The organism is Aquisalibacillus elongatus (assembly GCF_003843875.1).
GTDB classification, from domain to species: domain Bacteria; phylum Bacillota; class Bacilli; order Bacillales; family Alkalibacillaceae; genus Aquisalibacillus; species Aquisalibacillus elongatus.
Window position 1 is genome coordinate 503,738 of sequence record NZ_RKRF01000008.1, and the last position, 23,492, is coordinate 527,229.

The following is a 23,492-nucleotide window of genomic DNA, read 5'->3' on the forward strand; positions in this document are numbered from 1 at the left end:
TTTATATCCGATATATAATATAGAGAGAATGTTCGTAAAAGAGGTGAATCGAAAGTGAAGGTAAATCCAACAAACGGTTCGAACCTAAACGTGTATAAGCAACAGCTTCAAAAGCAAGATGACACCAAACAAACCCAGAAAACTCAAGATAAAATAGAAATCTCAAATCAAGCGAAGAAGCTACAAGAAGGCAATAGCTTAGTAGAAGCTCGTCAGGAAAAGGTTCAGAACTTAAAACAACAAGTTCAAGACGGCAACTATGACATAGACCCTAAGAAAACGGCAGAGAAAATGATTGATTTTTGGACGAATAAACAGGTTTAAGGAGAGGATCCTTTGTCTATCCAAGCCATTACTGAGCACTTAGAGAAGTTGTATCAGTTGAATGAAAGCTTGCTAGCTTTATCAAAAGAGAAAACGGAGCTAGTGAAGAAAAGCAAGATCGATGAGTTCAATGATCTATTAATGAAAGAACGTAAACACGCTCAAGGAATTGAACAAGTCGAAAATAAGCGTATGAAACTAACGGACGACTGGTTTCAACAACACGCACCCGACGCAGAAGAACAGACAATCAGTGAACTAATAGAACGTATAGAAGATGAGTCAGAAAAAGAACGTTTGCAGACGATTTATGAGAAACTGATTTACAACCTAGCTGATTTAAAAAGTCAAGAAGCGTTAAATCGAGATTTAATTCAACAATCGTTACAGTTTATTGAATTGTCTCTAGAAATGTATCAGCCTGAGACGAAAAACATTAATTATGACAAGAAGCAGGCAAAGCAAGGATCAAAATCGAATTCTTCCGTTTTTGATTCGAAAGCATAGAGTTTTTAACAGAGGAGCGAATTGATCATGGCTTCAACATTTCATGGCTTAGAGATTGCGAGACGCGCATTATTCACGCAGCAATCGGCTTTAAAAACGACTAACCATAATATAGCGAATGCGAATACAGAAGGCTACTCCAGACAACGCGTGGAATTTAGCCAAACAAGCCCATTTCCTTCACCGGGACGTAACAGACCAGAAATACCAGGTCAGATGGGAACGGGTGTCGAAGCAGGACAAGTTGAGCGCGTGCGCGATGAGTTTTTAGATTACCAGTATCGTATGGAAAACAATAAAAGCGGTTATTGGAGTTCGCGTGCTGATTCATTAAGCCGTATGGAAGATTTACTGAACGAACCGACTGATGAAGGATTAAATGAAGTCATGGATCAGTTTTGGCAAGGTCTTCAAGACGTAGCGACGAATCCGGAAGATGAAGGAGCTAGACGTGTCGCTGTTGAGAGAGGCGTTGCTGTGTCGGATACGTTTAATTATTTAAACAACCGATTAAGCGATGTTCAAAACGAACTTAAAAATCAAATGGACCAAAGCACAACACAAATTAATGATTTACTAGCCGAGATACAAGGTGTAAACGAACAAATCGGTCGAATCGAGCCCAACGGCTATCTACCAAACGATTTATACGATAAACGTGATCAGTTAGTCGATGAGCTTTCACAACATGCCAATATTGTGGTAGGTACCGAGCCTAGTGGTGGTAACGCGAACCCAACGGCTGAGGGAAAGTATACAATTAAACTAGCAGATGCTGAAGGAAAAGCCTTAGAAGATTCAGAGGGTAATAGTATTGATTTGTTAAATGCCGATAATGACATGCTACATGTAAATGTTGACTACACAGATGTCGATGGTGAGGAAGTTGTATCTGGTATAAATGTTGTTGAATTAGACGATGAAGGTGAAGTTGTTTCAACGGAACACGAATTATCTGTTGGCGAATTCAACTCTCCAGGAGAGCTAAAAGGCCTGATCGAGTCACATGGTTATGAAGACGGAGGCGAGGTTAAAGGCATTTATTCAGATCAAATTAGTGAATTGGATGACCTTGCTCAAGCATTTGCAGTTGCCTTTAACGAACAGCATCAACAGGGATACGATCTAGATGGTCAACAAAACCCTGATTTAGAATTTTTTACATTTAATGCTGATAACGCTGCAGGTTCTATCAGTGTTTCAGACCAATTAAAAAATGACGAGCGTTTACTAGCAGCTTCTGGAGACGGCTTCCCGGGAGATGGTAGCAACGCAGATTTATTAGCTGGAATTAAAGATATGACTCTTGGAGCTGACAGTGCGATTGGCGAACAGAGTATTCAAAAGTTCTACGAAGGTATGATTGGTGACTTAGGTGTTCAAGCCCAAGAAGCTAATCGAATGGCTGAGAATAGCGATGTATTAAAGCAGTCGGTTGAGGAAAACCGTGAATCCGTTAGTGGCGTTTCACTCGACGAAGAAATGGCTAACATGATTCAATTCCAACATGCTTATAATGCAGCAGCTAGAAGTTTAACGACAGTCGACGAAATGCTTGATCGAGTTATTAATCAAATGGGAATCGTCGGAAGGTAGGTGAATAATCATGCGCGTCACACAGTCAATGTTAAATAATAATATGTTAAGAAATATTAGCCAAAGTTACTCGAGTATGGATAAATACATGGACCAACTATCTACGGGTAAAAAAATTAACCGCCCGTCAGATGATCCAGTTGTTGCCATGAAAGGGGTCAACTATCGTTCGGAGTTAACAAAGGTTGAACAATTTGAGCGAAATATTTCTGAAGTTCATAACTGGATGGATAATTCGGACGAATCGTTAAACGAATCTAACCAGGCGTTACAGAGTGTTCGCGAATTATTAGTCCAGGCAAGTAACGATACATATGAAGAAAATCAGCGCGACAATATTGCGGAAGAAGTTTCTGAGTTACGTGATCACTTGGAAGACTTAGCGAATACGAAGGTTAACAACAAGTATATTTTTAACGGTACGAATACGTTAGGTAAGCGAGTTGAAGATGGGAATGTCGATGAAACGAATAATAGCGCAGTTAATATTGAAGTCATGGACGGCGTGACTTTGCAGGCAAACGTTAACCCAGAGAATGTTTTTAGTCAGGATTTATTTGATGATTTACAAGAAATCGAGGACGCTCTACGCAACCCTGATACAAGGGGCGATGATTTAGACGAATTCATTGATGTCGTTGATGGCCATTCTCAAAATCTCGTGAACGAGCGTGCCGATTTAGGTGCTCGTATGAACCGTGTAGAAATGATCGAAGACCGACTAGGTCAGCAGAAAGTTTCAACTAACAAATTGTTGTCGGATAACGAAGATGCTGACATTGAAGAGGTCATTATGAACCTAAAAATGCAAGAAAGTGTTCACCGAGCATCACTAAGTGCCGGTTCACGAATCATCCAACCAAGTTTAATTGATTTCTTAAGATAAGACTATCTGTCGCAATACAGATAGTCTTTTCACATAAGAAAGGCGTTGAGAAAGATGCAGTTTCCACAAATTCGAATGCAATCACAAATGGCGTTAGTCGGAATTAATTCGACGCAAGGGAAGCAAACGATTCAACAACCAGAGGCAGAATTATCAATCCAGCAGCCAAAAGCAGAAGTCATGATTAATAGAAGGCCGCCTAGACTAACCATTGATCAATCCCAAGCCTGGAGTGATATGGGGTTATATGGAGCGTTAGAAGCAACCGAACGTAACGCCCAAGAGGGAGAGCAAGCCTGGCTTCAATCCATTGCCAAAAAATCACAAGAAGGCGATCAACTCATGAAAATCGAACAAGATGGCAACCCCATTGCATCAATTTCAAAAAACAACGCTTATGAACCGATGAAAGAATTTAATGTAGGCTGGATTCCATCACATTTTTCAGTGAAAACAGACTATGACCCAGGTGAATTAAATATTAACGTGAAACGAAATGAACCGATCATTCAAGCACAACCACAAAAACCAGTAATTAACTACGAACGTGGACAAGTTGAGACCTATTTAAGACAAGAGAATGATTTACAAATTGACGTTGAAATTTAGAAAAGGCGGGAGACTATGAACATTAATACCGTACATTTTGGCGAAATTGAATTAGACGAATCAAAAATTATAAATTTTGAAAATGGCATCCCTGGATTTCCAATACAAAAAGAATTTGCCTTAATCGATATTGAAGGAAATCCCACATTTCAAGTTTTACAAGCCATCCACAACGAGGAACTCGCATTTATCGTTACAGATCCGTTTTTAATTTATAAAGACTATGAATTTGATTTAGATGACCAAGTACTTGAACAACTTGATTTACATACGAATGAACATCTGGTCATTAGATGCATGATCACCGTTCAACAACCATTTGAACAATCGACGATTAACTTAAAAGCGCCAATCATTATTAATAAACAGAAAAAAGCAGCTAAACAAGTCGTTTTAAACGAAGAACAATACACTACAACACATCCGATTCAAGTTAAAGGAGGGGAGTAAGATGCTAGTCTTAACACGAAAAGTCGGTGAATCGATCCAAATCGGAGAAGACATTACGGTTAAGGTATTAGAGGTCGAAGGCGAACAAATCAAACTAGGCATCGACGCTCCCCGCGACGTAGATATCTATCGATCAGAAATCTATCAACAGATCCTGGAGGCCAACCAACAAGCCTCACAGACGAAAAATTCCATTAATCTACTAAAAAATTTAAAAAAAGACTAAACTCCCTTTAAAACGTGTCGATATTAATATTAGTGGTGGAACTAATGTCGGCCGACTTAAGTTTCATGAACAAAGTCACAAGGACGTGACGAAAAAACAATTCAGGGAGGAATTTTACAATGAGAATTAATCACAACATTGCGGCGTTAAACACGCACAACCAATTAACAAACAACCAGAACAACACACAAAGCTCACTTGAAAAACTATCTTCAGGTCTTCGCATCAACCGCGCAGGCGACGATGCAGCAGGCCTAGCAATTTCCGAGAAAATGCGTGGTCAGATTCGTGGTTTAGACCAAGCAACTCGTAACGCACAAGACGGTATTTCATTAATCCAAACAGCCGAAGGTGCTCTTAACGAGTCACACTCAATCCTACAGCGTATGCGTGAACTTTCTGTACAATCTGCCAACGATACGAACACTGCTGAGGACCGTGCAGAGCTTCAGAAAGAAGTTGATCAGTTATCTCAAGAACTTTCACGTATTGGTGATAACACTGAATTTAACACTCAAAAATTACTTAGCGGAAATTTTGAAGGCACACTTCAAATTGGCGCTAATGAAGGACAGAACTTATCCTTAGATGTACAGGATATGAGAGGGTTAGAATTAGGAGTAGCAGGTGATGCAAAAGTTGATGTTGCTTCTTCAGTAACTGATGGAGGAGACACTACTACAGACATCGCTGAAGGCACTTATTCTATCAAGGAAAATGATGCTGGAAACTACAATATGATTGATTCGGATGGTCAGGTCATTGCAGAAAGCGAAGATGGTGGGGCAACTTATACTGCTACAAATGGTGATGATACAATTAACTTCGGTGAAGAGCCTGCTAACGTTACAAGTGGAACTATTACTGTAGACTCTGGTGGTGAGGTAGAAGCTACAGGATCAGTTGAAAACGATGCACTTCAGGCAGGGACATATACTTTTGATTCTGGTAACAACGCCCTAACGGATGAAAATGGGGATGTCGTTGCAACAACCGAAGATGGAGAAACATTTGAAACTTTAGATGGTAGCGAGATTAGTTTCGAGAATGCATTAGAAAACGGAGACGAACTTAATGTTGGCGGAACCGATATCTCTACACACAAAGCTGCAAATGAAGCTATCTCAACAATTGATGAAGCACTTCAATCAGTATCAGAAGAAAGGTCTAAATTAGGTGCATTCCAAAACCGTTTAGAACATACTATCAACAACCTTTCAGCTTCTTCTGAAAACCTAACAGCAGCTGAATCTCGTATTAGAGATGTCGATATGGCTAGTGAAATGATGGAATTTACTAAAAACAACATTCTTTCTCAAGCGTCTCAATCGATGCTAGCTCAAGCCAATCAACAACCTCAAGGAGTACTTCAGTTACTTCAATAATAAGTTATTTACAAAGGCGATCTCGTTTAGAGGTCGTCTTTTTATTTTGTGAAAAGACTTAAAAGAATCATAGAATTGCCGATATAAATAAAAAAGGACGAAAGGGAGTTGCTGATAGTGAATATAGACTCTATTTTGACGAATTCTCAACTCCTGCAGGGATCGGGGACGATAGGGCGACAGGACATTGAACAGACAAAGGCAAAACCGAAATTGCAGGCGATTCAAGATGAAGGGGCTTCACAGCGTGAAACTAGTGAGGAGTTATCAAAGGAACGTGCCAAGGAACTGGTTGATGGCTTAAACGAATTTTTAGAACCAATGGATACGTCTTTGAAGTATGAGTTTCATGATAAATTGGACAGGTATTATGTATCGATTGTCGATCAGAATACAGACGAAGTCATAAAAGAAATTCCTCCTAAGAAAATGCTTGATGTGTATGCTGCAATGGCTGAGTTTATGGGCTTTATTGTCGATGAGAGAATATAAAGGTGGTGTGAGTTATGATTGGAAATAACAGCATGAGGATTGGCGGTTTAGCAACGGGTATGGATATTGATACCATGGTAGAAGATTTAATGAAAGCTGAACGTATCCCAATGAACAAAATGGAGCAGGATCAAACATTATTGACTTGGGAGCGTGATGCGTATCGTGAAGTGAACTCAAAGTTATCAGAGTTTGATTCGTTATTCTCAGATTTGACGAAGAGTAGAACCTATGAATCTAAGAGTGCTTCTTCTACAAATGAACAGGTGTTATCCGCAACAGCTACTCGTCAAGCGAGTGAGAGTTCTTTTAACGTAGAGGTTGATGAACTCGCTTCAAAAGCGATGAATTATAGTCAGGGAGCCATCTCTAATGGTGAAGGAATTGACCCGGAAAAGGCACTTAAAGATACAGACTTAAAAAATAATTTAGTGACAGGTGAACTAGAGTTTTATACGTATAATGAGAATGGTGATGAAGTAGCTCATTCTGTACAAGTTGAAGAGACGGACTCTTTAAATGATGTGTTTAATAAAATTTCGGATGCGACAGATGGTGGTGTCCGTGCGTTTTATGATCAAAATTCGGATCAAGTATTCCTAGAAAGAACTGAGACTGGAAATTTTAATAAGGATGATACAAGATTTTTAGGTGCTGAGATTGGTTTTAATGGCAGTACGAACTCTGGTTTTCTTACGGAGACATTAGAAATTAAAAATGGAGAGCAACAGGCTGACGGTAGTTGGGAGAAGGTCGAAGTCGGAGGAAAAGATGCGTCATTTAAGTATAATGGGATCGAGATGACTTCAAACTCAAATGATTATGAGATTGATGGTGTCGAACTTCAATTCAATGGCGTTGGTTCATCTAGCGTCAATGTGCAGAACGATGACGATGCGCTAATGGACAAAATTACAGGGTTTGTTGACAAATATAATGAAGTCGTTGATTTTGTTTCTGAAAAAACATCAGAGGAGCGTCACCGTGATTACCCGCCTTTAACTGATGCACAAAAAGAAGAAATGTCAGAACGTGAAATTGAGCTTTGGGAAGAAAAAGCCAAAAGCGGGATGCTACGTAGTGATTCAATATTAGAGCGTGGTCTATCTAGTATGCGTTCGGCTTTTTATTCAGTGGTCGATACAGGTGAGGATGGCCATAATCTATTAGCTGATATCGGGATTACAACATCTTCAAACTATCGAGATAATGGGAAACTTGAAGTTGATCGTGCAGAATTGCGTGCTGCAATTCAAGAAGATCCAGAAAAAGTGAAAAATCTATTGCATAATGATTCAGAAGGAGATAGCCGTGGGGTCATTAACCGTGTTCAAGATGAACTATCTGGTACAATGGAGCAAATTACGAACAAAGCAGGGAATGAGTTCCGTACCCAACAGCAATATAGTATGGGGCGTGAACTGATTTCAATGGCTGAACGTATGACAGATTTCGAACGTCGTATGACTCAGACGGAAAATCGTTATTGGCAACAGTTTACACAAATGGAAAAAGCGATTCAACGTATGAACCAACAATCTCAACAAATGATGAGTCAATTTGGTGGCGGACAGTAAACGTATTAAGGGGAGTGTTCGAGGATGAATTATAAAAAACCATACCAAACGTATCAGCAAAATTCAGTACAAACCGCATCACCTGGAGAGTTAACGTTGATGCTATATAACGGTTGCATTAAGTTTATCAGACATGCGAAGCGTTATATTGAAGAAGACGATGTTAAAAATAAAAATATTAATATTCAAAAAGCACAAAATATCATTAATGAGCTTATGGTAACGTTGAATCCAGACTATGAGATTTCCAAACAAATGATGCCTTTATATGAATATATGAGTCATCAATTAGTTCAAGCGAATTTAAAGAATGACACGGAAATTTTAGAAGAAGTAGAAGGTTTGGTTAGTGAATTCCGTGACACTTGGAAAGAAGTTATTAAATTGAACCGCCAAGAGCGTCAAGCGAGTGGTCATTAAGATGTCCATACTTACACAACTATATGACATGACAAAAAAGATGTATGAGAGATTTCAAGAAATTCAATCTGACGGCCAAAAGCGAGAAGAGCTAATTCAAGAATTTAATGACTTCTTAGATCAGAGGGAAACACTTATTAAACAGGTTTCGAAGTCTCAAACGGATGAAGAGAAACAGTTAAGCCGTGACCTCATATCTGTCGATCAAAAACTGCAAAATATTGCGCAAGAGTATTTTAACTCATTCAAAATAGAGTTGGGTAGTTTTAAACAGAAAAAAGCTCATAATAAAAAGTATATTAACCCTTATCAGCAATTATATGGTAATGGTGGTGCATATTTAGATCATAAAAAATGATGGACAAGTCAATGTCCATCATTTTTTAATAAAGTTGATTGATATACTGTAGGACGTAGTCTGCTAGAAGTTTTTCTTGGAATAATAGTTCAGGATTGTTTATGCGTACATCATTAACGAATATGTTTAAATCTTCAGTTACAATAAAGTGAATCACTACATCATTTATATCGTATTTATTAATACTTGAATCAAATTCCTGAGCAATATTAAGAGCATTTTTTTCAATAATATTAATATGCTCTGGTGTTAAATCAGATTGGTTTACAAAATTGTTTGTCAAAATTACAAAATTTTGTTCCGATTTAGAGTTATTAAATCTAGTTTGATTGTGAACAATGTCCCATTTATGATTCTTCGATACCTTGTGTAAGTGAACATTAATTTCGTAAGGTTCTTCATCCTTCAAATTTAAATTTGGATTCGAAAGAGCCATTTCTTCCTCGCTAATCTCTTTGAAATAGTCTTCAAGCCTGTATTTTAATGTAATAGAATTAACTTTTTCAGTTTTCCCTTTTATGGTTAAATCATATTCATCATTACCAGTTGAAGAGATATAATTTTTTCTAGATTTATATAATTTGACTGGTTTTAATACTATATTGTGATTTTGTTTTAAAAATTCTATAGTGGATTTCGCATCGTTGACCACAGCATATGGGACTACTAAATCCGAGCTTAGTTGGTTAAATAAAAACTTTCTGTCAGAAAAATCTGGATGATATTGATTTAATATAGGGATATGCTCAAAGTCTTCAAAAATCGAGTTAAAGATTTCATTATTTTGATTATTTAGGACACGATTAAAAATAACATCTGGGTATTCAACAATTACTTCATGCCAATCGTTATTCTCAAATAACTGTCCTCTGATTAACATTTGATCGATGTCGACGTCTTTGTGTGTAAAGGTATAGACATGGTACCCCGATTGTGCAGATTTTTCAGCCAAAGCTTCAGTAAACTCATCATGTTGTTTAATCGTAAAAATACCGATTGTTTTTTGGTCGAGCTTGCGAATAGGTAAAGTTGAATTTCTTGAATCAAAGAAATTTTTCAGGAAGTACCTTTCGTTGTATGCATTTGTATGGAATATTTGGTTTTCTGCTAAATACATTGCGTAATCAATTACTACTTCAGCTCTTTCATATTCATGTGCTTTTGTTTGAGGTCCTAAGTTAGCCTCATGGAGCCAGAAACGTCTGTTTTGATCGATGGCAATATCTAACCCCATTTCATCAATAGCAAAACCATGCATTGTATCTATTTGAAAAGATAGGTCTAAAGACAAGTATTCTAATTTATTTAATATATCCTTCCATGATTCATCAAATTCATCTTTCAGAAATTCATGTAAATTTAATAGATTATTATCTTGGTAGATTTGGATTTGATTACTTTTGGTACTCCCTTTTCTTGGGTACATTTTAGTAATTTGCCATTTGCCTTCGCCATTTTTTTGCATATGAGCTCTAAAGTCAAAAGGTTCTCCTTGTTTCGTTCTAAAATCAATGTACTGCTGAATCATATATTGTTTTTGTTTATTAAAAATAATCTGGTCTAACCAATCTGAGAAGTCATGAACATTTAGAATTCTACTTTTATCGTTACGAGAGATTTCAAATTTATCTTTTCGTTTAGTCACGAAATAAATGTGTTCACCACGTGCTCCTGAAATGGGTTTTAAAACACCTTTGTCAAAATACTTAAAGAATTCGAAAACAAGGCTCTTACTTTTCAACACCCGGAACGGGACGAGTAAATCCGCATAGACATTGTTTTCAACCATTTTTTTTGGTAAATATAATTTGTTTCCGAAAATAAATGATGTAAATGGAATTTTTCTTTTGAGTTTACGTTCAGTTCGACTTTGTTGTGTAATAGCTTTTGGAAATAGGTTATGTATAACATCTGGATAATTAAACTGCCCTTTTTTCCATTCATCATTCTCAAGATAATGGGCATTAATCGTCTCTTCACTTAAATCTACATCTTCTGAAGAGAAGTAAAAAATGGGACAACCTTTCTTTTTAGCGTGTTTATCTAGAGCTAAAATTCTTTCCTTGGAATAGCTAGTTAACGGATTTTGTTTATCGTTATATACTCCAATGGATATAGTTTTAAAATCTTTATAACCAATTTGCTGATGAAGCTCTTTATTCCATTTTTTTAATAAAGGTAAAAAGCTAAATTGAACAATTTCATTTACCTTTAAGTGTTTTTGTTTCTCTAGAAGTTCAGATATATTTTTTATATTACTCATGATTTTTTGATCATACTTATTAAATAATGAGTAAAGATGATTATTTTGATTGATGGATTGTTGAATGACTGTGTAACCTTCAACAATAGAGCTAAAAATATAAATACTTTTAGGGACATCTTTATCTTTAATGAGCTGATGAAAATGTTCTGTAGCTTCTAAAATAGTATCTGAAATATTAACGATTTGTTCTAGTTCTTTATTTGAATTTGCCATATTATAAATACCTCCTGTTATTAATATCGGTTATATTGAGTGAAATTTAATTTTTAAATCTAAGAAATATATGCCAGTTGTTTTAAGTCACTTCAGAATTTTATGTATGAGAAGGTAACGAAGAATAAACGTGAGATTGCGATGATTAAGAGATATAATTAAAAACAAAACATTTTTCGACAAAAAATTTCAAATATTTAGATGGTTTATAAAGGGATATTTGAGGGTAATGTAGAATATAGATTACATATCTTGAAAGGAGGATATGCATATGAACTACAACATTAGAGGGGAAAACATCGAAGTCACGAATGCGATCCGAGAGTATGTAGAAAAGAAGATTGGGAAGATGGAGCGTTATTTTGACACTCCTCCGTCTTCAGAGGTGCACGTGAATTTAAGTGTACACAATGATGAGCAGCGTATTGAGGTGACGATTCCGATGAAGGATTTGTTACTGCGCGCTGAAGAGAATCATAACGATCTATATGCGGCGACGGATTTGGTGGTGGATAAGTTAGAACGTCAAATTCGTAAGCATAAGACGAAGATTAACCGAAAGTTCCGCCAGATGGGTGCTCCGAAGCATGTGTTTGCTGAATTGGAAAAGGAAGCAGCTGTAGCGGTTAATGATGAACCAGATGATGAGATACAAATTGTTAAGAAGAAACGTTTTGATTTAAAACCAATGGATGAGGAAGAAGCAGTGTTACAAATGGACATGTTAGGTCACGCGTTCTTCGTATTTGAAAATGCGGAAACGGGAGATACTAATGTGGTCTATAAACGTAATGATGGGAAATACGGCTTGATTGAGCCGAATGCATAACATAAGTCAAGGCCCTTTTGCTTATAGCAAGAGGGCTTTTTTTGTGTATTAAGCACTAATTGAGGAGTATCAAGCACTAATTCATAGCAATTAAGCAGTAAAAGGTCTTTTGAGAACTCATAAAAATTTTTATAAATTTTTTTAAAAAAGTATGTTTTTAAATTATCTGCTATTTTTTGATACAAGTTGACTCAAAATTTAATAGAAAAATTGATTTTCCCTTAGAGAAATTTCAATTTTCGGGGGTGTGACACAAACAATTTTCCCGTGGTATAACTTAATCAACAAGATCATTGAAGGGGGAATACGATATGAGTCGTCCAATTGTTAAAACCCATTGCTCCAGTTGTGTGGAATTGAAGAAATATGTCGACCAACAAGGTGAATTAATTTCCCAGTTAATGAGAATGATTGCCCAAACCCACGAAAAAGTTGTTGTTATGGAACGGAATGTCCATAAAATCACTCCGGAAAATGAGGTGGAATACGTATGCGACGTTTCCGAACCCTCCTCAGATCCCTCCGTCATCGATTAATCCTCTACCCTTAAGACCCTTTAGTGATCTTGTTGAAGGTCAGTTTCTCCTTTCGCTGACCTTCAGTTATTCATAAAGTCTCTGTCGTTTGCAGAGGCTTTTTCTTTTGTTAATGGCGAAACAAAATTCGACAAAACCTGTCTATTATCGCTACGGGCCTGTATTGTACCTTCGTTTTTTTAGTGTTATCATTATAATTGGACTATTGTAAATGAAGAATTAGAGGTGCAAATAATGAATCAGTTATTGAAGAAGGTTTTTGGTGATGGTAATTCAAAACAATTGAAGAAGCTTGAAAAAATTGCTGATCAAATAGAAGCGCTTGAGCCGGAGATGAAAAAGTTATCAGACTCTGGGTTACAAGCGAAAACAGATGAATTTAAAGAACGTTATCAAAGTGGAGAATCGTTAGATGATTTATTAGTCGAAGCCTATGCGGTTGTACGTGAATCGGCTGATCGTGTTTTAGGCTTACGTCCTTACTATGTCCAGCTAATTGGAGCCATTGCGCTTCATCATGGCGACATTGCTGAGATGAAAACGGGTGAAGGTAAAACACTAGCCTCAACTATGCCAGCGTATTTAAATGCGATTACTGGTAAAGGTGTTCACATTATCACGGTGAACGACTATCTAGCAGACCGTGACTCACGTGAAATGGGTGAGTTATACGAATGGCTAGGTTTAACAGTTGGATTAAATACGAATGAGTTGTCTAAAGATGAAAAGCGTGAGGCCTATGCAACTGATATCACGTATGGTACAAACAACGAATTTGGTTTCGATTATCTTCGTGACAACATGGTGTTATATAAAGATAAAATGGTTCAGCGTGACTTACATTTTGCGATTGTGGACGAAGTGGACTCGATTTTAATTGACGAAGCTCGTACGCCACTTATCATTTCAGGTTCGCAAAAGCGTTCGCAAACGAATTATATGCAAGCAGATTCGTTCATGCGTACATTAAATGAAGATGATTATTCTTTCGATGAAAAGACGCGTAATGTCCAGCTTACAGAGTCGGGTATTACGAAAGCAGAGAATTACTTCAATATTGAAAACTTATATGACTTAAACAATGTAACGCTAACGCACCACATTAATCAGGCGCTACGTTCGCATGTGGTCATGCAGCGTGACCAGGATTATGTCGTTCAAGATGGCGAGGTTGTCATCGTCGACCAATTTACTGGACGTTTAATGAAAGGTCGTCGTTATAGTGATGGTCTTCACCAAGCGATTGAGGCTAAGGAAGGCCTACAAATTCAAAAAGAAAGCATGACGCTTGCGACGATTACATTCCAGAACTTCTTCCGTATGTATGACAAGTTATCTGGAATGACAGGTACTGCGAAAACGGAAGAAGAGGAATTCCGTAACATTTATAATATGAGTGTTGTCGCGATTCCAACGAATAAACCGATTATTCGTAAGGACTACGCTGATTTAATTTATCAATCCACTGAAGGTAAGTATAAGGCGCTCGTTCAAGATATTAAAGAACGATATGAAAAAGGGCAACCTGTCCTTGTTGGTACTGTTGCAGTTGAGACGTCAGAATTGATTTCCCAAATGCTGAAAAAAGCAGGCGTGAAACACAACGTCCTAAACGCGAAGAACCACTTTAGTGAGGCTGAAATTATTCAAGAAGCTGGCGAAAAAGGTTCTGTAACAATCGCGACAAACATGGCCGGTCGTGGTACTGATATCAAACTTGGTGATGGTGTTGTAGATTTAGGCGGTTTAGCCGTTATCGGTACTGAGCGTCACGAATCACGTCGTATTGATAACCAGCTTCGTGGACGTTCTGGTCGTCAAGGGGACCCGGGTGAGTCACAGTTCTATCTTTCGATGGAAGACGAACTCATGCGTCGTTTCGGTTCTGATAATATGCGTAATATGATGGAACGTTTCGGTATGGATGATGATCAGCCGATTGAAAGTAAAATGGTTTCACGTGCAGTAGAATCTGCGCAAAAACGCGTTGAAGGTAATAACTTTGATGCTCGTAAACAATTATTAGCATATGACGATGTCCTTCGTCAGCAGCGTGATGTGATTTATGAGCAACGTTATCAAGTGTTAACAAGTGATCAATTACGCGATATTATCATTAACATGATTTATTCAACGGTAGAGCGTAATGTCCATGCATACACGCAAGATGAAGACGATGAAAAATGGGATTTAGATTCATTAATCGACTTTATCCATGCGAATGTGTTAGAAACAGATGAGATCAACGTGAGTGATTTGAAAGGCAAAGAGCCTGAAGATATCGTTGATTTAATCATGGATATTGTGAAGAAAAAATATGATGAACGTGAAGAAGAACTGACTGAAGATCAAATGCGCGAATTTGAGCGCGTCATTTTACTTCGCACAGTTGATTCGAAGTGGATGGACCATATTGACCAAATGGATCAGCTACGTCAAGGTATTCATTTGCGTGCCTATGGTCAGACAGACCCGTTACAAGAGTATAACATGGAAGGTTTTGCGATGTTTGAAGAGATGATCGCTTCGATCGAGCAGGAAGTGGCCAAATATGCGATGAAAGCTGAAATTCGCGACAACCTACAGCGTGTTGAGGTCGCATCAGGCACAAAAGCAGTCTCTGGCGGTCGCCAAAATCAAGAGAAAAAACGCAAACCATACATTAAACGTGAAAACATCGGTCGTAATGACCCATGCCCATGCGGCAGTGGTAAGAAATATAAAAATTGTCATGGAAAAGAAGCATAGTTTGTTACGAATCCCTCAGATGGTGGTCTGAGGGATTTTTTTAGAGCCTTTTTAATTTAGTTCAGACCCTTTCGAGATAGGATTAGACCCATTTTTTGAACTAATGATTAAGAATTTTGTCGAAGAGCAATTAAATTTGAGTTTTTCAGACCTTTTTCTTCAATTTATCTTAACAATTAGTTGTTTTTACCAAAATATAACGTGGTATACTAACATTAGGAAATGATATAGAGGTGAGAGTTATGGATTTAACAGAAATTAAAGACCAATTATCGAAGCTGTCAAATCGATTAGAAGACTTCAGGGGGTCTCTTTGACTTAGATCAGGATCGAGAGAAAATTGCTGAATTAGAACAGCAGATGACTGACCCGACGTTTTGGGATGACCCAGACAGTGCACAAAAAGTCATCAGCGAAACGAATGCCTTAAAAGACAGGGTTGATAAGTTTGAAAAAAATGAAGAAGACCTTGAGAATCTTGAGGTTTCATATGAATTAGTTAAAGAAGAAGATGACGCAGAGCTTTTTGAGGATTTGCAACAGGACCTTAAACGCGTCATTGAACAATTTAATGAGTTTGAGTTAGAGATCTTATTAAGTGAACCTTATGATAAAAATAATGCAATTTTAGAAATTCACCCAGGAGCTGGAGGGACTGAGTCTCAGGACTGGGCTGAAATGTTACTTAGAATGTACAAGCGTTATGCTGAAAGTAAAGGGTTTTCGGTTCAAACGCTTGATTTTCTGCCAGGTGATGATGCTGGTATTAAAAGCGTTACGTTACTCATAAAAGGCCATAATGCTTATGGTTATTTAAAAGCTGAAAAAGGAGTTCATCGCCTCGTTCGCATATCGCCGTTTGATTCTTCAGGGCGCCGTCACACGTCTTTTGCTTCTTGTGATGTGATGCCTGAGTTTAATGATGAAGTTGAGATCGATGTGCGATCCGAAGATTTAAAAATCGATACTTATCGCTCAAGTGGTGCTGGTGGACAGCACGTCAATACAACCGATTCAGCCGTCAGAATTACGCACCTACCAACAAACACGATTGTGACGTGTCAGTCAGAGCGATCTCAAATTAAGAACCGTGAACAAGCGATGAAAATGCTTAAATCAAAGTTATACCAACAAGAAATTGAAAAACAACAACAAGAATTAGATGAAATTCGTGGTGAGCTAAAAGAAATAGGCTGGGGTAGTCAAATTCGATCGTATGTGTTCCACCCTTATAACATGGTGAAGGACCATAGAACCAATTTAGAAAATGGTAATACACAGGCTGTCATGGATGGCCATATTGGTCCATTCATTGATTCATATTTAAGGTCTAAAGTGAAAGGATAAATTTTTCACTTTAGGGTACATTATACTTATCACATCCAAAAAGAGGAGGTTAAAAGCAGATGAAAAAATTACTCGTGGGTGTTTTTAGTGTATTTTTAGTGTTAGCCGCTTGTGGTGGCGGTGGTGACGATGGTGGAGAAAATGGTGATACAGGCAATGAGGAGTCTGGCCAAGAGCAAGATGGTGGCACTGATGAAGGTGGCACTGACGAAGGCACAGAAGGCGACGCAGGTGGCGATACAGCACAAGCTGGAGAACAGTTATATCAAAACAATTGTGCACAATGCCACGGTGGTGACCTAAATGGTGCCAATGGGCCGAGCCTACAAAATGCAGGTGACGATTATGATATTGATGAAATCGTAGGTATTATTCAAAATGGTCAAGGTGCCATGCCTGCACAAGATGTTAACGACGAAGATGCGAATACTATTGCAGAATGGTTAGTTAACCAATAATTAAGAAGGTCAAGTCCTTGGATGAGTCCAAGGACTATTTTTTTGTCTGAAAAGTACTTTTTAATAATTTGAAATAAAAATGTAATATAAATAGACCTAAACATTTTGTCGAGTCATGTTATAATAAGAATTAACTTAATGAAGTAAATTGTAAGAATTTTAGTATAAGCAGATAATTAACGTAGAATTTATGATATAATAAAGCCTAAAATATCGAATTTTCGGATAAATTGTTATTTATTGCAACAGGAGGCGTGGACCTTAGATGATTGAGCTCAAAAAAGTTTCAAAGGTTTATAAAAATGGAGTTGGCGCCTTAAATGGTGTTGATGTCACTATTAATCAAGGCGATTTTGTATATGTTGTAGGACCAAGTGGGGCAGGTAAAACCTCGTTTATTAAAATGATGTATCGAGAAGAGACTCCGTCAGAAGGTCAAGTATTTATGAACGGAGTAGAAGTTGCTTCTTTAAAAAAGAAAGAAGTACCATACTTAAGGCGTGATATTGGCGTTATTTTCCAAGATTTTAAATTATTGCAACGTAAATCGGTTTATGAAAATGTCGCTTTTGCACTAGAAGTCATCGAAGAAAATCCAAGAAAAATCAGAAGACGTGTGTTAAGTGTACTTGATCAAGTTGGCTTGAAGCACAAAGCACGATTCATACCTGCACAATTGTCAGGAGGGGAACAACAACGTGTTGCAATTGCTAGAGCGATAGTTAATAATCCAAAACTTGTAATTGCGGACGAGCCTACAGGAAACTTAGATCCTGAAACATCATGGGATATTATGCAGACATTCGAAGATATTAATGCCTCGGGGACGACCGTCATTATGGCAACGCACAGCAAAGATATTGTTAACCAAATGAGAAAGCGTGTGATTGCGATGGAAAATGGTCGAGTCGTAAGGGACGAGCATCGAGGAGAGTACGGTTATGAAGTTTAGTACAGCTAGAAGACACATAAGAGAAGGTTCAAAAAATATTATCCGTAACAGTTGGATGACCGTTGCATCGGTTGGTGCGGTGACGACAACACTTATTCTAGTAGGGATTTTCTTAACGCTTATCCTTAACTTAAACCAAGTCGCTGAAAATATTGAAGAAGATGTGGAAATGACGGTATATGCTGAACTAACAGCAGGTGAAGAAGAGTTAAACGAACTAGAACAAAACCTAAGCGAACTCCAAAATATAAGGTCACTCGATTTTTCATCTAAAGAAGAAGAACTAGAAAAACTAGTTGAAGATATGGGCGACACTGGTGAACAATGGGGATCTGTCTTCGAGGATAGTAATCCCTTAAATGATGCTTTTTATATTAAAGCAAATCAAGCAACTCAATATAAATCTCTGTCTGAACAAATCCAAGGTATGGATTATGTGGATGAGGTCAGTTACTCGCAGACGACAGTTGAAAACTTATTAAGCTTTAACCAATATGCCCGTTACATAGGTATTGGTTTTATATCAGCTTTACTATTGACAGCCATTTTCTTAATCTCTAATACGATTAAGATGACGATTATTGCTAGACAAGAAGAAATCGGCATTATGAAGCTTGTCGGTGCTAAAAATAGCTTTATTCGTTGGCCTTTCTTCGTAGAAGGTGCTTTGATGGGGGTATTAGGTTCAATTATTCCTATTGGTATTGTCATTGGCGGTTATTACTATTTATACGAAAACTTTAATGACAAAATCAACATGGCTTTTGTTGAACTATTACCCTTCAACCCATTTGCGTTACAAATATCCTTGATTCTACTTGGAATCGGCGTCTTTATCGGTATTTGGGGAAGCGTCATGAGTGTTCGTAAATTCTTAAACGTATAAATAAAACTCACAACTTAACGAAAAACGAGGAGGAGAAACAATTTGGTAAAGAAAACACTGGGGATCTTGTCAGTTTCTGCAGTTGCAATTGCTTTAGTGTTCATGTTTAATCAAGATGAAGCAGTTGAAGCACAGTCGGTCGAGGAGATTGAAAAAGAGCTTGAGAAAATTCAAGAAGAGAAAAATAGCGTTAATAATGACCTGAACAGTATAGAACAGGACCTAAATGAAGCACAGTCTAAGAAAAGCTCAGCAGAAGCAGATTTACAATCTATTAAAAATGAAATCAGTCAGACGGAAAGTGAAATCCGTTTAAAAGAATTAGAGATTAAAGAAACGGAAACTAAGATTAATAGGTTAGAAGCTCAGATTGAAGAACTTGAAGGTGAGATTGAAGATTTAGAAAATCAAATCACTGAACTTGAGGAAGAAATAGAAGGTGCGGAACAACGTATTGCCGATCGTGAAGATCTACTTAAAGATCGAATACGCTCACTACAAAGAAGCGGTGGTTCTGTTAAGTATTTAGAAGTGATCATGGGTGCCGAAGATTTTGGTGATTTGGTAAATCGAACAAAAGCTGTTAATAAGATTATGAGTCAAGACCAGAAAATCTTAGAGAATCACTTAGCAGATAAGATGCAATTAGACGAGGACCGTGAAGCTTTAGAAGATTCTAAAAAAGCCGTTGTTAGTAAAAAGGAAAATGTTGAGAGTAATAAATCATCAGTTGAGGATAAACGCGATCAGTTAGTAGCCCAGAAACAAGATCTTGATAGCTTAGTTGCTAACTTAGATCAACAGCGTGAGGAACAACGTGCCGTGCTTGTTAGTTTAGAGGAACAAGTTCATGAATTAGAAAAACTTGAGTTGTCAGCTGAACAAGAACAAAGACAATTGCAAAAGCGTGAGCAATCGTTGGAACAAGCAAAACAAGTAGCTAGTGGAGATGGTTTTGTAGTTCCTGCTAAGGGTACTTATGGTTATGATGGCTCTCATTTTGGACAAAGGTGGCATCCAATACACCAAGAATATAGGTCACATAATGGGATTGATATTGCGAGCGCTAGAGGAACACCTATTTACGCAGCTGCCACAGGGGTAGTGTATACTACCCATACTGGATGTGCTAGATACAGTAATAATTGTTCAGGTGGAGGATTTGGTAATTCAATATTTATAACACATAATGTTGATGGTCAGGAGATAGATACAGTTTATGCTCATTTATCTGAAGTCTATGTAAATGAACAACAAGTGGTACAAGCGGGGGAAATGATCGGTCGTATGGGTTCAACTGGTGATTCTACAGGAGACCATTTACACTTCGAAGTTCATCCTGGTGGACGTGAATGGGGTAATTTACGGCCTGCTAACCCTCTAAACTACATTCCAACTCCATAATAATTTTTCAATAAGTTTAAGCATCACACAATCGTGTGGTGCTTTTTAATCATCTAAAAACTTAATTTTTAGTTGGTTTATCATTACAGGTTGTCTGTCAAATGCTATAATAAAAAGATATACAAAAGTTACATAGGCTTACATTGGGGTGAATCCATGAATATCAGTAAAAGATTTTTTATAACGATTGTTATTGTATCTCTACTGGTTGGAGCAGCGTCGACAGCTGTAACACTAGAGATGTTAGAGGAAGACCAAGTTGTACAGCAAGATCAAGATGATCAGCAAAATGGCTCAGAACAAGAAGAAAATGATCAGGATGAATCAAATCAATCCGAGGAATCTAATTCAGACCTAGATGTGTTGAGTTATGCTATGAATTTAATTGAATCGGACTTTGTCAGTGAAGTGAGCCGTGAAGAGCTAATTGAAGGAGCTTTAGAAGGTGTAGTAAATAAGCTCGATGATCCATATAGTGAATACATGGATGCTGAGGCTATGGGTGAATTCCAAAGTCAAATAGAGTCTACATTTGAAGGGATTGGTGCAGAAGTCACTAAACGTGATGATTACATTACGGTGATCGCACCGATAAAAGACACTCCTGCTGAAAATGCTGGCATCCGACCAAACGACCGTATTATTGAAGTCGATGGGGAAAGCCTTGAAGGGTATACCGTTTATGAAGCAGTAACATTAATTCGTGGTGAGAAAGGTACGGATGTTACGTTAACGATTGATCGTCCCGGTGAAGATGAACCTTTCGAAGTCGTGATTACACGTGACACTATTCCAGTCACAACGGTTTATTCAAGCGTTGAAGAACATGACGGCAACAATGTTGGTGTGTTGGAAATCCGTTCGTTCTCAGAAAAAACACATGAAGAGTTTGCAGAAGAACTTGAAAAATTAGAGAATGAAGAAAATATAGATGGCCTTGTCATCGATGTAAGAGGTAATCCTGGAGGCTTATTAGAATCTGTTCGTACGATTTTAGGACATTTCTTAAATGAAGATGATCCGTTTTTACAAGTTTCTAGTAAAGACCAAGATCAATCCCCTTATTATTTACAACAATCTGGTGATAAAGATTATCCGATTTCAGTTTTAATTAATGAAGGTAGCGCATCCGCCTCAGAAATTATGGCAGCTGCGATGAAAGAAAATGGCGGCTATGATGTCGTCGGACAGACTTCGTTTGGTAAAGGTACGGTTCAGCAAACGGTAGAAGTAGGTGATGGTTTACTTAAGATGACGGTGATGAACTGGTTAAGCCCAGAAGGTAATCAGATTAATGAAGTTGGAATTGAGCCGACCGCCAAAGTTGAACAACCAGAATACTACTATGTTTCCTTAATTCAAACTGATGAACCGTTAGCTTATGATATGAATAGTCAAGAAGTTAATAAAATGCAAGTAATGTTAGATGGCTTAGGTTATGAGCCAGGACGTACAGACGGCTATTTTGATCGCAAGACAGAGTCAGCATTAGAAAGCTTCCAACAAGATAATGGTTTAGATGTAACGGGTACATTGAATGAACAGACAGAAGACGAAATTGAACAACAAATTCTAGACCTCGTTCAAGACCCAGACAGTGACAGACAATTACAACGTGCTGTCGAGTTATTGTTTGAGTGAAAAACATGATGACTCAGCTATCAATAGTTGAGTCATCTGTTTTAAATTAGAAGGAATCGATGACGAACTTGACGAAATGTAAACGTGATGGAAACCTAAACGGGGGTTAGCAGCATGGGTATGGAGTGGCTTAGAGAAATTGGATTCGGAATGTTATGGTTGTTTGCGCAACCGTTATTATATTTGGTAGTGGCCTTTACATTTTGGACAGGTTATAGGCGTGTAAAAAAAGAGCGTGAGATGTTTCGACATCGGATTTTTCCAGTAGGCTCAGAGTGGTCCAAAACCTGGTTGAAAGGATTGCTTGTAGGAGTCATTCTATCGGCGGCTTTAATCTTATCAGGTTCGATGATGACATATGAATGGATCTTAGCTTTATCAGCAATCGTATTCATTTTTATGTTATTCAACATAGTAAAAGGATTTTCGCCAGCTTATACCATTGGGATACTCGGTTTGTCGATGTGGGCTGTTATGTTTTTTGATATTAATATCCCAGCGGTATTAAACCCTGTTATGTCAGTGGATTTAGTGTTGGTCAGCTACTTACTGGTTTTCTTACTCGTAGGTGAATTAATCTTAATATCCACATCGAAACGGTTTTTGTCCTTTCCTGAACTGAAAAAAGGTAAACGTGGCAAATTTATCGGAAGACATCTAAATAAGCGTTTAATGGTGATTCCATTTTTAGCCCCTGTGCCAACAGGGACGCTTCAGCTTAATATGTTTGATTGGTGGCCGGTATTTGGGATTAATGATACGTTTGGGCTTATGTTAGTTCCGTTTGTCCTCGGGATTAGCCAACGCTTCCAAGGTGAGTTTTCGGAAGTTGGGGCTAAGAAAATGGCTAAAGCGTTAAGTGTATTAATTGTAGTATTAGTCATCGGAGCGGTAGGTGTTTATTTTTATCAAAGTTTTGCACCTGTTCTAATAGGAGTAGCAATTGTTGGGCGTGCGATGACCCAAGCACTTGTTTCCATTAAAGATGTAGAAAAAGCACCGATTTTCTCACCACAGCCAGTTGGGATTACAGTTGTCGGTGTTATGCCGAATTCGCCAGCCGCTGACATGGGAATACAAGTCGGTGAGAAAATTATTAAAATTCATGAAGAGCCAGTTTCGAATGAACATGAGTTTTTTGAAGTGATGAGTGAAAACCGAACGTTCTGTAAAATGTCCGTTCAAGATTTAAACGGTGAAATTCGTTTTGTTCAACGGGCTTTATATCAAGGCGAGTATCATGAATTAGGGTTAGTTTTTGTGAAAGAAACGCCGAAATTCACGTTAAAAACTGAAGAAATTAGTTAAGGCTCGGGTACAATGTATTCGAGCTTTTATTAGTTCATCACATTCTTTGCAAATTTGTTTCTGCAAACTTATGC

Annotated in this window: 23 protein-coding genes; 22 read left to right on the forward strand and 1 reads right to left on the reverse strand. The window is 37.8% G+C overall.

The features are described 5' to 3' along the window. Positions 1–54: 54 nt before the first annotated feature. From flgM to fliT, 12 genes are all read left to right on the forward strand, one after another. Entirely contained in the window at positions 55–324 is a 270-nt protein-coding gene (flgM, locus tag EDC24_RS07595; RefSeq protein ID WP_124221278.1) for a flagellar biosynthesis anti-sigma factor FlgM, read from the forward strand. Between the two features lie 12 nt (positions 325–336). Further along, positions 337–831 carry a flagellar protein FlgN gene (locus EDC24_RS07600; RefSeq protein ID WP_124221280.1) on the forward strand — a complete coding sequence of 165 codons (495 nt, stop codon included), beginning with the start codon at positions 337–339 and terminating at the stop codon, positions 829–831. A gap of 27 nt (positions 832–858) precedes the next feature. Continuing rightward, positions 859–2,427 (forward strand): flagellar hook-associated protein FlgK, encoded by a 1,569-nt coding sequence (gene flgK, locus EDC24_RS07605; RefSeq protein ID WP_124221282.1) that lies wholly within the window; start codon positions 859–861, stop codon positions 2,425–2,427. A 10-nt stretch (positions 2,428–2,437) separates the two neighbouring features. Then, positions 2,438–3,313 (forward strand): flagellar hook-associated protein FlgL, encoded by an 876-nt coding sequence (flgL, locus tag EDC24_RS07610; RefSeq protein ID WP_124221284.1) that lies wholly within the window; start codon positions 2,438–2,440, stop codon positions 3,311–3,313. A 54-nt stretch (positions 3,314–3,367) separates the two neighbouring features. Beyond that, a complete protein-coding gene (locus EDC24_RS07615) occupies positions 3,368–3,922 on the forward strand; it encodes a DUF6470 family protein (protein ID WP_124221286.1) in 555 nt (184 codons plus the stop codon). Between the two features lie 15 nt (positions 3,923–3,937). After that, positions 3,938–4,372 carry a flagellar assembly protein FliW gene (gene fliW / locus EDC24_RS07620; RefSeq protein ID WP_124221288.1) on the forward strand — a complete coding sequence of 145 codons (435 nt, stop codon included), beginning with the start codon at positions 3,938–3,940 and terminating at the stop codon, positions 4,370–4,372. A gap of 1 nt (position 4,373) precedes the next feature. Then, positions 4,374–4,598 (forward strand): carbon storage regulator CsrA, encoded by a 225-nt coding sequence (csrA, locus tag EDC24_RS07625; RefSeq protein ID WP_124221290.1) that lies wholly within the window; start codon positions 4,374–4,376, stop codon positions 4,596–4,598. 119 nt (positions 4,599–4,717) lie between these two features. Next, entirely contained in the window at positions 4,718–5,983 is a 1,266-nt protein-coding gene (flgL, locus tag EDC24_RS07630) for a flagellar hook-associated protein FlgL (RefSeq protein WP_124221292.1), read from the forward strand. 117 nt (positions 5,984–6,100) lie between these two features. Further along, positions 6,101–6,475 (forward strand): flagellar protein FlaG, encoded by a 375-nt coding sequence (gene flaG, locus EDC24_RS07635; RefSeq protein ID WP_124221294.1) that lies wholly within the window; start codon positions 6,101–6,103, stop codon positions 6,473–6,475. Positions 6,476–6,489: 14 nt separating this feature from the next. Beyond that, positions 6,490–8,052, forward strand: a complete 1,563-nt coding sequence (locus EDC24_RS07640) for a flagellar hook-associated protein 2 (RefSeq protein WP_245998024.1) — start codon at positions 6,490–6,492, stop codon at positions 8,050–8,052. Positions 8,053–8,076: 24 nt separating this feature from the next. Beyond that, positions 8,077–8,472, forward strand: coding sequence for a flagellar export chaperone FliS (gene fliS, locus EDC24_RS07645; RefSeq protein ID WP_124221296.1), 396 nt, complete (start codon positions 8,077–8,079; stop codon positions 8,470–8,472). A 1-nt stretch (position 8,473) separates the two neighbouring features. Continuing rightward, positions 8,474–8,830 (forward strand): flagellar protein FliT, encoded by a 357-nt coding sequence (gene fliT / locus EDC24_RS07650; protein ID WP_124221298.1) that lies wholly within the window; start codon positions 8,474–8,476, stop codon positions 8,828–8,830. Between the two features lie 25 nt (positions 8,831–8,855). Here the strand turns inward: fliT and EDC24_RS07655 are convergent, their stop codons facing one another. Then, the gene (locus tag EDC24_RS07655) at positions 8,856–11,309 is read right to left on the reverse strand and encodes a YheC/YheD family protein (protein WP_124221300.1); all 2,454 of its coding nucleotides are present in this window, start codon (positions 11,307–11,309) and stop codon (positions 8,856–8,858) included. 271 nt (positions 11,310–11,580) lie between these two features. Between EDC24_RS07655 and hpf the strand changes: the two genes are divergently transcribed. The 10 genes from hpf to EDC24_RS07705 all read left to right on the forward strand — a co-directional run bounded on the left by hpf (position 11,581) and on the right by EDC24_RS07705 (position 23,418). Continuing rightward, positions 11,581–12,138 carry a ribosome hibernation-promoting factor, HPF/YfiA family gene (gene hpf, locus EDC24_RS07660; RefSeq protein ID WP_124221302.1) on the forward strand — a complete coding sequence of 186 codons (558 nt, stop codon included), beginning with the start codon at positions 11,581–11,583 and terminating at the stop codon, positions 12,136–12,138. 311 nt (positions 12,139–12,449) lie between these two features. Then, positions 12,450–12,674, forward strand: a complete 225-nt coding sequence (locus EDC24_RS07665) for a hypothetical protein (protein ID WP_124221304.1) — start codon at positions 12,450–12,452, stop codon at positions 12,672–12,674. Positions 12,675–12,908: 234 nt separating this feature from the next. After that, a complete protein-coding gene (secA, locus tag EDC24_RS07670; protein ID WP_124221306.1) occupies positions 12,909–15,422 on the forward strand; it encodes a preprotein translocase subunit SecA in 2,514 nt (837 codons plus the stop codon). Between the two features lie 242 nt (positions 15,423–15,664). Next, a protein-coding gene (gene prfB, locus EDC24_RS07675) for a peptide chain release factor 2 (protein WP_124221308.1) occupies positions 15,665–16,769 on the forward strand; the annotation gives its coding sequence in 2 pieces (ribosomal slippage) (positions 15,665–15,736 and positions 15,738–16,769; 1,104 coding nt in all). Between the two features lie 59 nt (positions 16,770–16,828). Further along, a complete protein-coding gene (locus EDC24_RS07680) occupies positions 16,829–17,227 on the forward strand; it encodes a c-type cytochrome (RefSeq protein WP_124221310.1) in 399 nt (132 codons plus the stop codon). Between the two features lie 265 nt (positions 17,228–17,492). After that, entirely contained in the window at positions 17,493–18,179 is a 687-nt protein-coding gene (gene ftsE / locus EDC24_RS07685) for a cell division ATP-binding protein FtsE (RefSeq protein WP_124221312.1), read from the forward strand. After that, positions 18,169–19,065, forward strand: a complete 897-nt coding sequence (gene ftsX / locus EDC24_RS07690) for a permease-like cell division protein FtsX (RefSeq protein ID WP_124221313.1) — start codon at positions 18,169–18,171, stop codon at positions 19,063–19,065. The genes ftsE and ftsX overlap by 11 nt, the downstream gene beginning before the upstream one ends. Before the next feature lie 42 nt (positions 19,066–19,107). Next, a complete protein-coding gene (locus EDC24_RS07695; protein WP_124221315.1) occupies positions 19,108–20,469 on the forward strand; it encodes a murein hydrolase activator EnvC family protein in 1,362 nt (453 codons plus the stop codon). A 156-nt stretch (positions 20,470–20,625) separates the two neighbouring features. Further along, positions 20,626–22,110, forward strand: a complete 1,485-nt coding sequence (locus EDC24_RS07700) for a S41 family peptidase (protein WP_124221317.1) — start codon at positions 20,626–20,628, stop codon at positions 22,108–22,110. A gap of 114 nt (positions 22,111–22,224) precedes the next feature. Then, positions 22,225–23,418, forward strand: coding sequence for a PDZ domain-containing protein (locus EDC24_RS07705; protein WP_124221319.1), 1,194 nt, complete (start codon positions 22,225–22,227; stop codon positions 23,416–23,418). The last annotated feature ends 74 nt before the right edge of the window (positions 23,419–23,492 follow it).

Bases quoted from the DNA above. Each gene is read 5' to 3' on its own strand.
- ftsX (WP_124221313.1), top strand. From the start codon at position 18,169: ATGAAGTTTAGTACAGCTAGAAGACACATAAGAGAAGGTTCAAAAAAT.
- EDC24_RS07700 (WP_124221317.1), top strand. From the start codon at position 20,626: ATGAATATCAGTAAAAGATTTTTTATAACGATTGTTATTGTATCTCTA.
- EDC24_RS07640 (WP_245998024.1), top strand. From the start codon at position 6,490: ATGATTGGAAATAACAGCATGAGGATTGGCGGTTTAGCAACGGGTATG.
- flgL (WP_124221292.1), top strand. From the start codon at position 4,718: ATGAGAATTAATCACAACATTGCGGCGTTAAACACGCACAACCAATTA.
- secA (WP_124221306.1), top strand. From the start codon at position 12,909: ATGAATCAGTTATTGAAGAAGGTTTTTGGTGATGGTAATTCAAAACAA.
- EDC24_RS07615 (WP_124221286.1), top strand. From the start codon at position 3,368: ATGCAGTTTCCACAAATTCGAATGCAATCACAAATGGCGTTAGTCGGA.
- flgK (WP_124221282.1), top strand. From the start codon at position 859: ATGGCTTCAACATTTCATGGCTTAGAGATTGCGAGACGCGCATTATTC.
- fliS (WP_124221296.1), top strand. From the start codon at position 8,077: ATGAATTATAAAAAACCATACCAAACGTATCAGCAAAATTCAGTACAA.
- ftsE (WP_124221312.1), top strand. From the start codon at position 17,493: ATGATTGAGCTCAAAAAAGTTTCAAAGGTTTATAAAAATGGAGTTGGC.
- EDC24_RS07705 (WP_124221319.1), top strand. From the start codon at position 22,225: ATGGGTATGGAGTGGCTTAGAGAAATTGGATTCGGAATGTTATGGTTG.
- EDC24_RS07680 (WP_124221310.1), top strand. From the start codon at position 16,829: ATGAAAAAATTACTCGTGGGTGTTTTTAGTGTATTTTTAGTGTTAGCC.
- hpf (WP_124221302.1), top strand. From the start codon at position 11,581: ATGAACTACAACATTAGAGGGGAAAACATCGAAGTCACGAATGCGATC.
- fliT (WP_124221298.1), top strand. From the start codon at position 8,474: ATGTCCATACTTACACAACTATATGACATGACAAAAAAGATGTATGAG.
- flgL (WP_124221284.1), top strand. From the start codon at position 2,438: ATGCGCGTCACACAGTCAATGTTAAATAATAATATGTTAAGAAATATT.
- EDC24_RS07665 (WP_124221304.1), top strand. From the start codon at position 12,450: ATGAGTCGTCCAATTGTTAAAACCCATTGCTCCAGTTGTGTGGAATTG.
- csrA (WP_124221290.1), top strand. From the start codon at position 4,374: ATGCTAGTCTTAACACGAAAAGTCGGTGAATCGATCCAAATCGGAGAA.
- fliW (WP_124221288.1), top strand. From the start codon at position 3,938: ATGAACATTAATACCGTACATTTTGGCGAAATTGAATTAGACGAATCA.
- EDC24_RS07655 (WP_124221300.1), bottom strand. From the start codon at position 11,309: ATGGCAAATTCAAATAAAGAACTAGAACAAATCGTTAATATTTCAGAT.